The organism is Candidatus Binatia bacterium, from assembly GCA_036382395.1.
In the GTDB taxonomy this organism is placed as follows: domain Bacteria; phylum Desulfobacterota; class Binatia; order HRBIN30; family HRBIN30; genus JAGDMS01.
Genome location: DASVHW010000250.1, coordinates 1 through 11,414, shown reverse-complemented (window position 1 = coordinate 11,414; position 11,414 = coordinate 1). Strand labels below are relative to the sequence as shown.

Genomic DNA, 11,414 nt, shown 5'->3' with positions numbered 1-11,414 from the left:
CTACATGAGAGGCCGCGACGGATAGGAGGTCGGATGGCGCTACGCGTGGTCGGAGCCGGGCTGGGCCGGACGGGGACGATGTCGTTGAAGGTCGCACTGGAGCGGCTGCTCGGCGCGCCGTGCTACCACATGGTCGAGGTGTTCGCGCATCCCGAGCACATCCCCGCCTGGCACGCCGCGGCCCGCGGCACGATGCCGGACTGGCGCACGCTGCTCGCCGGCTACGGCGCGGCGGTCGACTGGCCCGCCGCGGCCTTCTGGCCCGAACTGAGCGAAGCCTTCCCCGATGCCGTGGTGCTGCTCTCCGTGCGCGATCCACAATCCTGGTACCGGAGCGCCACCGAGACGATCTTCCCCACAACCCAGAAGGCAGCGGGAACCGAATGGCACGCGATGGCCGAGGCGGTGTTCGCCGCTCGATTCACCACCGCAGTAGATGACCCGGCAGCGGCCATGGCCGCCTTCGAGCGCCATAACGCGCGGGTTCGCGAGACGGTCCCGGCCCACCGCCTCATCGAGTGGCGGGCCGGCGACGGCTGGGCACCCCTGTGTGCCGCCCTCGGAGTGACCGTTCCAGACGAACCCTTCCCCCACACGAACACCAGAGAGATTTGGCTGGCGGGCGACTCCTCGGAGTAAGGCTGCCGCCCAACAAGCCTGCGACGGCCCGGCGATGGGGACGGAAGTAGTCGGGGGTCGCGTCGGGGAGTCCGCGCCTACGCCGGCTTCTGCACCGTGGCGACCGTGCTGCAGATGGGGCCGCCGATGTTGAGCGTGGCACCGACTCGCACGTTGGCGACCTGCAACGCCGGTGGCACCGTGCCGAGGAGCTGCTGATGCACCCATCCGATCATGGCGACACCGGTGGCGCTGATGGGATGGCCCTTGGCGATGAGCCCACCGGAGGTGTTGATCGGGCAAGTGCCGTCTCGGCGCGCCCGCCCGTCCATGAAGTACTTGAGCCCCTCGCCCGCCTCGGTCAGGCCGGTGATCTCCACGGCCAGCGGCCCCATCACCGAGAAGCAGTCGTGCACCTCCTGCAGTGACAGGTCTTGCGATTTCACCCCGCCCATCTGCATCGCGGCGCCAAAGGCGCGTCTCGCGCCCACCGCTTTGAGCAGGTTCTCGCCACGTGACGCCATCGACAAGCTGTCGGTGGCCTGTCCGAAGCCGGCCAACTCGGTGGCGGCAGCCTTGCGGATGCCGAGTCTCGCCAGCCCTTCGTCATCGCACACGAGAATGCGCGCCCAGCCGTCGGAGATCTGCGAGCATTCGAACAGCTTGAGCGGCAAGGGAGGATCGGGGAACAGTCGATGGCTTCCCAGCACCAGCTCTTTGGTGACCGGTGCTTTGGTCTTGTGCATGTGCGCCAGTGGGTTGTGCGAGGCGTTGTCGTAGAACAGCGGCGGGATACAGGCGAAGTCCTCTTCGCTGTATCCGTAGGCTTTCATGTACCGGTCCATGATCACGGCAAAGGAGTGCGGGAAGGTGAGGGGCGGGAACAAATCCTCCCTGTGCGCGGCAGCCCCGAGCGCGGCGCCGACGACTTTGGAGTCCAGCTTGCCTTCGAGGGGATGCATCTTCTCGATGCCGATGGCCAGTGCGATGTGCGCCTGGCCCGCCAGAATCGCGGTGGCGCAGTCGAGCACGGCCAGGCCTCCCGAGTCGCAGGCATTGGCCACACTCTTGATGCTCTTGTTGGTGTACGCAGGATCCATGGCCACCAGACCGCCGATGAGTATCTGATTGTTGAGCGTCGGGGTGAGGATGCCGGCGGTGGCGATGTGTTCGACCGCGCCGCGGTCGATGTCCTGGAGCGCCTGCGAGCCCGCGTCCTGGATCATGGCCTCGATCGGATAGTTGCCGAGATTGCCGAACCGGCTCTGGGCGTACTTGGTCAGATAGATCTTCTTCATTGCGGCCCCTCGCTCACGAACAACCAGACGTTCGCAGCCACGTTGATACGCTGCACGGGCAAGATCACCGTCGCACGACATCCGCGTATCATATTCCGGCCTCCGTGCCCATGACGATGACGGCGAACGGACGGCTCCCACGCTCGAGGTCGATTGAGCGAGCGAGTGCTGTCATTCTTCAGGGGTCGAGCAGCGCTCTACCGCGCGGATTTCATCACCGGCTCTGGAATCTCCGGCCGCGGCAGGAGATGGAACGCCAGCGCCGCGGCGAGAAACACGGCGGCGTGAAGCATGAACGCCAGGTTGTAGCTCCCAGTGACATCGTAAATACGACCGGTGATCACCGGGCCGGCCGCTCCTCCGAGTGTCGCCGAGATCATGATCACGCCGAGGATCTTGCCGAACGCGAGCAGACCGAAGCATTCGCCCACCAGCAGCGGTACCATCACCGCGGCGCCGCCGAGCGCCAGGCCGAAGGTGATGACGAACGCCGGCAGCGCGCCGGCCGACTGGATGCTCAAGAGCAGCAGGGCGGCGACCGCGTACAACGCAAACGCCGCGCTCGCCATGTTGCGCTTGCTGGAACGATCGGCAAGAAAACCGACGAGCACCCTCCCGACAACGCTCACGCCTACCGCTAAACCCAATGCGACGGCCGCGACACGGCTGTCGAACCCGACGTCGCGCAGGAACGCCACCAGGTGCCCGACGATCGAGAACGAGGCGAAGACCCCGAGGAAGTGGCCGACCGAAAGTATCCAGAAGGCCTTGGTCTTCACCGCCTGCGCCAGCTCGAACCCGGCGGCGATCTCCCGGCCGGCGCCGGCGGCGGCAGGCGCCGCGCTGGTGGCCTCACCGTCGGGGAGCAAGCCCATGTCTCCCGGCCGGCTGCGCACGGTGGCGAGCACCGTGGTCACGACCACCACGAGGATGAACACCGACAACACCGCGAAGGCCAGACGCCAGCCGAGCTGCGCAATCAACAGCGCGGCACAGGGCGCCATGATCAGCCCGCCGAAACCGACCCCCGTCATGGCAATGCCCATCGCCAGACCGCGCTGGCGCTCGAACCAGTTGGAGATCAGCGTCTGGTTCGGGATCCAGGCGACACACGTGATGCCGATGGCCGCCAGCATGTTGAAGGCATACAGCTGCCAGAGCGAACGCATGAGGCTCAACAGCGCAAAGGCACCGCCCATGAGCAGCGCGCCCGCGGTCATCACCTTGCGCGACCCGTACTTGTCGATCCATATGCCGACGAGCGGCGAGACCACCCCACTCATAATCGCCGCCATCGCGCTTCCCGTGGCGATCGCGGCCCGGCTCCAGCCAAAATGTTGCTGCAGCGGGATGAGAAAGACCGGCGGTACGTAGAGACCGATGCCGACGGTGACGAGCAAGATGACGAACGAGCCGCCAACGATCCGCCACCCGTAAAACCTGCCTCGAGTCGGGCGTGCCATGGGTGAGCCCCTACGCGCGGAAAACCGTCACCCGGCGTAGGGTGGCCGCCCCAGCGGCCACTCGGTGCTGACCTGATTGGCGTAGAGGTCGATGGCGAGTTTGACGGCGTCGGCGTTCTCCATCAGGAAACGCATGTCGCCGCGGACTTTGATCTCGCCACGCAGGCCGGATGTGATCGGATCCTTCTGACCGGCGGCCACGCCTTCCCAGATCGCCGCGGGCGCGGTGAAGCGGAAGTTGAGGCCTTTGCCGTCGTGGCGCTGGGACAGCGGCCGGAACTCCATCACTTTCCCGCTTTCGATCGTGAGCAGGAAGTACAGTCCGTCCTCCTTCGGCACATAGGGTGAGGCGCCATCGCCCATGACCTCCAGGGTGAACACGATCCGGGTGCTCGGCGCCATCTTGCCGAGCTTGTCCGAACCGTTGATCAGCTTCTTCATGTCTTCATACCAGGTGTCTGAGTAGATTACCGACATCGTGAGTTGCTCCTTAGCGTGAATGGTGCGTCGTTGTCTCCAACTGCCCTCACCCTGATTCTCTCCAAGGGGCGTGGAGCGTGCGTCTGCATGCTCGCGAAGGGATGTACTCAATTATGAGTGGCCACATACCAGTAGAGCGCTCCCGCGGCGGCGGCGGGCCACGTCCAGCGACTCCAGGCGGTGCGTGGTTGTGCGGACTCGATTTGCATGAAGCGGAGCAAGCGCGCCAGATCAGAAAAGCTCCATGACACGCCTGTTCCAAGAGCAAGATGGTCCAAGATACGTTCTCACGAGATCCAACTATCATTTTCTGCACGAGTCGCCCACAGCCCGGCGCTATGCACGGCATTTGAGGGGCGTACTGGCAGGCAGTGACCGGCAGTACATTGGCGCGTTGTGGCCCTGGGGCGCCGAGTCCGCTAGGCTAGGGCGGGTCATTTGAGTGAGTTCGTCAGCGAGCTGAGCCGTTCTCTTCGGGTAGATGGAGCAGCAGCCATGCGCCAGTGTTACGTGGGGATCGATGTCGGTGCCGAGACCGTCAAGATCGTCGAGTTGACCCGCCAAGACGGGAGGTTGCTCTGGACCGGCCGCTGGCTCGCAGAGCACTGCAAGCAACCGGCGAAAGCACTGCGTGCCCTGCTGAGCGAGGTTCGTTGGGAAGAGGTCGCGGGCGCCGCAGCGACCGGCCGATTCAGTCGACAGCTGACGCTTGACCGTGTGCCAACGAAGCAGGCACAGGCTGCCGGTTTCCGCTTCCTCGGTAAAGCCAACTCGGCCACCATCGTTTCCATCGGCAGCCACGGCTTCTCAGTGCTCGAGTTACGACCGAGCGGGGCCGAAATCTTCCGCGAGAACTCGCGCTGTTCCCAGGGCACGGGCAACTTCCTGCGGCAGCTCGTCCAGCGCTTCGACCTGCCCATCGAGGAGGCCAGCGCGTTGTGTGAGCGGGTCGAGGATCCGGCGCCGCTTTCCGGCCGCTGCCCTGTCATCCTGAAAACAGACATGACCCACTTGGCCAACAAGGGCGAGGACCGCGCTCGAATCCTCGCAGGCCTGTACGACGCAGTCGGCGAGAACGTCCAGGTCCTCATCAAGCCACGGGTGAGCCCGCCCAAGGTGATGCTGATAGGCGGGGTGAGTCGCTCGGTGCGCATCCGCAGGCACTTCGCCCGCTTCCTGACTGCGCGCGGGATGGAGCTGCTCGAGGCGACCGAGGACGAGGCGCTGTTCCTGGAGGCGCTCGGTTCCGCGATTGTGGCTGCCGAGCAGGTGTTCCCGGTGCCGGACATCGAGGCGCTGTTTGCGGCGCCCAAGCACACCGAGTTCGACATCGTCCCCGCGCTGGCCGACTCACTACTCCACGTCCAACGCATGACGCGTCGACAACGACCGCTTGCGGGCGGTGAGGACCGCAGGCTGATCCTGGGCTTCGACATCGGCTCCACTGGCTCCAAGATGGTTGGGCTCGACGCCGAGACCGCAGAGGCAGTGTGGGAGGCATACGTCAACACCAACGGTAACCCCGTTGGCGCGGCGCAAGCGCTGATGCAGCGCTTCGTCGACGGTCCGGCGAAAAGCGTACCGGTCGTGGCCTGTGGCGCCACCGGCAGCGGTCGGGAGATCGTCGGATCGCTCCTCGCCACTTGCTACGGGGTCGATGCGGTCTACGTGCTCAACGAGATCGCCGCGCACGCGGAGGGGGCGTTGCACTACGACTCGCGCGTCGACACGATCTTCGAGATCGGCGGGCAGGACGCGAAGTACATTCGGCTCGCCGAGGGTCGAGTGGTCGACGCAGCGATGAATGAGGCGTGCAGCGCGGGCACGGGCTCCTTCATTGAGGAACAGGGACGGAAGTTCTCTGGCATCGACGGGGTGGCGAAGCTTGGGGAGGAGGCGCTCGCCAGCGAGCGCGGCGTATCACTGGGCCAGCACTGTTCCGTATTCATGGCCGAAGTCATCGATGGGGCGGTCGCGGCTGGAGTCGAGAACCGTGCGATCATTGCGGGCCTCTACGATTCCGTGGTGCAGAACTACCTCAACCGGGTCAAAGGCAGCCGCTCGGTCGGCGAAGTCATCTTTTGCCAGGGGATGCCGTTTGCAGCCGACGCTCTCGCCGCCGCCGTCGCGCGGCAGACGGGGAGTGCGGTGATCGTGCCGCCGAATCCCGGGACGGTAGGGGCGCTGGGCATCGCGCTGCTGGCGCGCAAGGCTTTCCCAGCGGATGGCCGCCAACCCATTGACCTGCGGCGCTTTCTCGATGCCCAGGTCGCTTGCAAGGACACCTTCATCTGCAAGTCGACGCAGGGTTGCGGCGGAGCCGGCAACCGCTGCCGCATAGACCGGATCACGACCCTCGTCGACACGCGCACGCAACGCTTCACCTGGGGGGGCGGCTGCTCGCTGTGGGACAAGGGGACGGGCAAGCGGAAGCTGCCCGATCAGGCCCCCGATCCCTTCCGCAGTCGGGAGGAGGCGGTGGAAGAAATCGTTGCGCGCAGCACCATCCGGCGCGGCCGTCCGACCATCGCACTCACCGACGAGTTCCAGCTCAAAGGCCTCTTTCCGTTCTTCGTTACGTTCCTCTACGAGCTTGGCTTTGACCTGCTGGTTCGCCGTGGCGCCGACCAGGCCGCCCTGAAGCGAGGCGTCGAGGGTGCCAACGTGCCGTTTTGCGCGCCCATGCAGCAGTTCCACGGACTGGTCAGCGCCATGGCTGACGAGCGACCGGACTTTCTGTTCCTGCCGATGTTGCGAGGCATTGAGCACTCGGCGGGCGAGCCGCACGCGACGGTTTGCCCCATCGTGCAAGGGAGTCCGGACGTTTTGCGCTGGGATCTCGGCAAGGCCACCACCTCGGACGTCATCTCGCCGGTAATCGACATCGGCAGAAGTAACCTCGAGTCGCGCGAGTTCATGGAAAGCTGCCAGCGCGTGTCCGACGCTCTGCAGCTGGGCGGCAACGGCTGGGAAACGGCCTATCGGAACGCCGTCGACGTGCAGCGGCGTTTCGATGCGGAGTGCCTGGCGTTGGGCCGTCAGGCGCTGGCGTTCTGCCGGGAACACGACATCGTGCCGATTGTCGTTCTGGGCCGTCCCTACACGATCTACAACAAAGTGCTCAACTCCAACGTTCCGGCCATCATCCGCGAGCAGGGTGCGATGCCGATTCCAGTGGACTGCTACCCGGTGGACGGCGAAGTGCCGGTCTTCGAAGACGTGTACTGGGGCCACGGCCAGCGCAGCCTGCGGGCCGCGCATCAGATCCGGCGCCATCAGGGCATCTACAGCATCTGGTGCAGCAACTACTCCTGCGGGCCGGACAGCTTCAACCTGCACTTCTACAGCTACATCATGCAGGGCCGTCCGTTCGCGGTCATCGAAACGGATGGTCACTCCGGCGACGCCGGCACTAAGACCCGCGTGGAAGCGTTTCTGCACTGTGTTTACGAGGACCTGCGCGGCAAGCCGCGTGACGCAATCCTCAACGACTTCCGAGCCGTCCAGCAGGCGCAGCCGTGTCCGGCCGACATTCGGGCTCGACGTGAGGTCGTGCTCCTGCCGCGCATGGGGCCGGGGGCCGACGTGCTCGCTGCGGCGTTGAATGGCGCCGGCATACCGGCCGAGAGCCTGCCCATGCCGGATCGGGAGAGCCTGCGGATCGGCCGCCGCTACACCTCGGGCAAGGAGTGCGTGCCGCTGTGCATCACGGTGGGCAGCCTACTCCAGCGCCTGGAACGCGAGCGGCACAGCAGTGCGCGGTTTGCCTTCTTGATGCCGCGTTCGAGCGGGCCGTGCCGCTTTGGCATTTATAACGTATTGCATAAGATCGTGTTGGAGCGGGTGCAGTGGGCGGACCGGGTCCGCGTCTGGTCACCGATGGACAACGCCTACGGCGAGGGTATGCCCGGGGGACTCTTTGCACTGTGTGCCGCAGGCTGGAGCGCGACCGACGTTCTGCTTCAGGGGCTGTACGACGTCCGGCCGGTGGAGGCCACGCCTGGCGCCGCCGAAGCGGTGTACCGCCAATACGCTGCGGAGCTCGTGGCGCGCACTCGGGCTGAGGCGAGCCGGCAGCCAACCGTCCGTGGCGCGCTGTTCCAGGCCGTGACCGGTCGGCTTTTCGGTGTGACCGACATTCTCCGGCGGGCCGCCAATGCGTTTGCCGCCGTGAAGACGTCCCAAGAGATTCCGACCGTGGCGGTGGTCGGCGAGATATACGTGCGTTGCGATCCCTTCGCCAACGACTTCCTGATCGACAAGCTGGAGAAGCACGGCATCCGCGCGTACCTGGCGCCGTTCAACGAGTGGCTGGAATACGCCGATTGGTGCAAGTACGACTGCGGCAGGGATGGCAGCTTGGGTGGCCGCTTGAGCAGGGCGGTTCTCCACCGCACGCAGAAACTCACCTACGACGCACTGGCCCGCCGGCTCGGCTGGCACGCACGAACCAGGGTCAAGCAGGCACTGGAGGCCGCCAATCCCTATCTGCGTAGCGCTCTTTACGGTGAAGCCGTGCTCACACTCGGGGTCGCCGTCCACGAGTGGCGCAAAGGCGCGGTCGATGGCGTGGTGAGTGTGGGTCCGCTCGAGTGCATGCCCACCAAGCTGGCCGAGACCCAGTTCTTTCACGTCGCCGAGCGTGAAGGCCTGCCATCCCTGACCATCCCGTTCAACGGGGATCCGATGGATCCCGAGGTGCTCGACAACTTCGCCTTCGCGGTGCACGGTGGATTTCGACGGCGTCGGCTTTCCGGCTGCCACGACCAGCCCGCTGCCGGGCGAAGCGCGTGAAGCTCCGGTCGTTTGCGATGGGCCAGCTCTGACCGATTACGCAGACCCGTACGGTGGCCGTCACGGCGAATGGTTGAAGAGCTTTTCACCCCCTCACCCTGCCCTCTCCCTCAGGGCTGACGCTTACCCACAAGTATGAGGTGGACACAGGTCATGGCCCTCGGCGGAAGGTTTGATGAGCGGCGAGCCAGCCGATGCAGATTGCATCGAGGCGTTGCAGGCCGCGCCAGAGTGTTTCGGTTCCGGGCTCGCCATCGCCCTTTCTGCCGAGGAAGCCGCCGAGCATGGCCACCATATGGGTTGCCTGACGAATCGTGATGGGTTTCTTGGGGAGAGCCGTGCCGTGATGCGTGACGGCGTAGAGCGCTTCGTATTCGTGCGGAGCGAAGTAGACGGTGCAGGGAGCCTCGGGATCGACGCGGCTGAGATGTCGCAGGTAGAGGATACGCCAGGCCACCACCATGTCGATGGCCAGACAGTTTTCGAGCCGGCGGGCATTCTCCAGTTGTCGGTCTTCGATACGGCAGCCGCTCTTGAGAGTGCGGTGAAAGACTTCGATTGCCCAGCGCACCGAGTACCACGACAGTCGCTGTTGAGCCTGCTCGAAAGTGTTGACGGGCAGTGTGGTCAGCAGCAACCACTCCAGTGGCGTTACGTGTGGTGGCGGATCTTCTTCGCGGGCCAGCACTGCATCAATTTCCAGCGGACCGAGGTTCTTCTTTCCCTTGGGCGCTTCGAGGGTAACCTTCGCAAAGCGCACCGAGAGTTGCGCCACACGGGCCTTACGTCCGGAGCGGGCCTCCAGCGGCAGTTCGTACTGACCGGCGGCGTCGAGCCCATGCAGGTGGTCGAACAGATAGCCGCACTCCTGGCGTACGCAGCGATTCTGTGCGGCACGCACCAGAAGATGTGCACCGTTCTTGCGATCGCGTGCCTCGCAGAACAACTCGTACAGATCCGCCTCGCGATCGCCGACGCTGACCACCGTGGTGCGCCTTCCGCACTCGGTCTGCAGCGTGCAAGCCTGTTCGTAGCTCACAAGCCACTTGCGGCTTTCCTTCTGCTTGATCGGCTTGGTGGTGTTGCGCTTCTTCTTGCGCGCCCACACCTGCGCGTCGAGCACCCCCAGCGGCAACCCCGCGGGGGTGAAGGCCACCGTGTCGTGTACGATCAATCCCATCGCCCCACTGTGATCGGTGCCGACCGAGCCGAGCCCCGGACAGATATCTTTGATGCCGGTGTAGTTGAGGCTGGTGGTGTCCTGTACCGCGAGCACCACCGACTCCTGCCGGGCCCGCTCGACGGTGGCGCGCACATGCGCGGAGAGAAAATCCTTCATGCCGACACCGCGCTGATCGAGCAGCCGGTAAGCGGCCTTGGCGCGCGCTCGACTCTGCGAGGCCTCGGGAATATTCGCCTGCGGTCGGCCATAGAAGTCGCGCCCCACCTCCACCAGGCGACGCACCAGGCGCGGGTCGCCCAGTTTCGCCGTCCCGAACTCTAACTCCGCCCAGTCCGCCGGGCAAAGCTGCACCGGCGGTTCTCCGCCGCACAGTTGCGCGCGGGTCTCGGGACACAACGGGTAGAGATAAACATCCTTGATCGGGACCGGCGTGTGCCCGTTGCGACAGGAGCCGGCCGTCTGCCCCACGTGCAACCAACCCGCAGCGCGGTAGCAGGTGCCCGCAAAGCGCTTGGGGTCCACGAACGTCTCCAGAAGTAGGGGTTCGTATCCATAGGTTTTGCGCCAATCTTCGACCATGCGTGCGGCCAGACGTGCAAGCAGGTGCGAGGCGAGGTTCTTCACCTCCACCCACGGCATGATCAGAAAGCGCGAGTTCGACACGACCTTCTGCAGATGTTCGCCGCGTTGCTTATCATTCCAGCCGATCCAGCCATCACGCGCTCCACAGCGCCACGCCGCCGCGCTGAAAGAGGCGGCGGCCACCACTCCGTAGCGCTCACTCATCATCAGGTAGCGCTTCTGCCGGCCCACCGCCGGCACGTAGCCAATGTAGTGGTGGCATTCGATCAACTCGTTCCATTGCGCGGAAAGCTCCGCGGTCCTGGATGCCGAAACCTCCAGGATGCGGATCACTCCCAGTTCGGCCAGTTCGCAACTCACCCGCGGCCGATGCTCGCGAATTCGCCGACGCCTGCATCCGCGATTACCGCTCGCGCTCGCTCGCGCCACCGGCAACTCAATCTGCCCGCTCTTTTCCAGTCGCTGCAGGGCCACACGTGCGCTCATTTCCTGCACACGTCCGGCCGGGTCGCGCCAGTCGGTCCACTCGCACAGTTCGCGCGACAGCGCCGCACGCGTCAACTCATCCCCGCCCGAATGCACACGCGCCCGAATCCGAGCGAGCAATTTGGGCGTGAACTCCCGCCCGCACACCAACACCGCCCCAGCCACGCCATAGTCTCTGCCACAAAATCCGACCTGTGTTCAGTCCCGACTTGTGGGACATCGTCAGGGGCTACGAGGTGTTCGACGGGAACACCACCGATGTCACCACCGTGAAGACGATCGTCGGGACCATGGAAGCGCGCTACGGGCTGGCCCAACGGATCTGGGTGATGGACCGGGGAATGCGCAGCAAGAGCAATGTCCAATGGTTGCAGGAGACCGGGCGACGCTATCTGCTCGGTGCACCGCGTAGCATCCTGGATCGCTTTGCCGAGCAAGTGGCGAGCCCGCAAGGCTGGCAATCGGTGCACGACGGTGTCGAGGTGAAGCTATGCCGGGAGGAAGGCAACC

At 65.0% G+C, this 11,414-nt stretch carries 7 protein-coding genes; 3 read left to right on the top strand and 4 right to left on the bottom strand.

From position 1 onward, the window contains the following. On the top strand, positions 1–639 hold a 639-nt coding region (locus VF515_11635; GenBank protein HEX7408285.1), incomplete at its 5' end, for a sulfotransferase. A 77-nt stretch (positions 640–716) separates the two neighbouring features. Here VF515_11635 and VF515_11630 read toward each other — a convergent pair. From VF515_11630 to VF515_11620, 3 genes are all read right to left on the bottom strand, one after another. Then, positions 717–1,916 (bottom strand): thiolase family protein, encoded by a 1,200-nt coding sequence (locus VF515_11630; protein ID HEX7408284.1) that lies wholly within the window; start codon positions 1,914–1,916, stop codon positions 717–719. 197 nt (positions 1,917–2,113) lie between these two features. Continuing rightward, entirely contained in the window at positions 2,114–3,379 is a 1,266-nt protein-coding gene (locus VF515_11625; protein HEX7408283.1) for an MFS transporter, read from the bottom strand. Between the two features lie 27 nt (positions 3,380–3,406). Next, positions 3,407–3,856 carry an SCP2 sterol-binding domain-containing protein gene (locus VF515_11620; protein ID HEX7408282.1) on the bottom strand — a complete coding sequence of 150 codons (450 nt, stop codon included), beginning with the start codon at positions 3,854–3,856 and terminating at the stop codon, positions 3,407–3,409. Between the two features lie 498 nt (positions 3,857–4,354). On the opposite strand from VF515_11620, the gene VF515_11615 reads away from it, so the two are divergent. Further along, on the top strand, positions 4,355–8,653 hold the full coding sequence (locus tag VF515_11615) for an acyl-CoA dehydratase activase-related protein (protein ID HEX7408281.1): 4,299 nt from the start codon (positions 4,355–4,357) through the stop codon (positions 8,651–8,653). A gap of 151 nt (positions 8,654–8,804) precedes the next feature. Here the strand turns inward: VF515_11615 and VF515_11610 are convergent, their stop codons facing one another. After that, positions 8,805–11,069 carry an IS4 family transposase gene (locus VF515_11610; GenBank protein ID HEX7408280.1) on the bottom strand — a complete coding sequence of 755 codons (2,265 nt, stop codon included), beginning with the start codon at positions 11,067–11,069 and terminating at the stop codon, positions 8,805–8,807. Between the two features lie 29 nt (positions 11,070–11,098). On the opposite strand from VF515_11610, the gene VF515_11605 reads away from it, so the two are divergent. After that, positions 11,099–11,414: transposase (locus VF515_11605; protein HEX7408279.1), on the top strand; the 316-nt coding region annotated here is incomplete at its 3' end.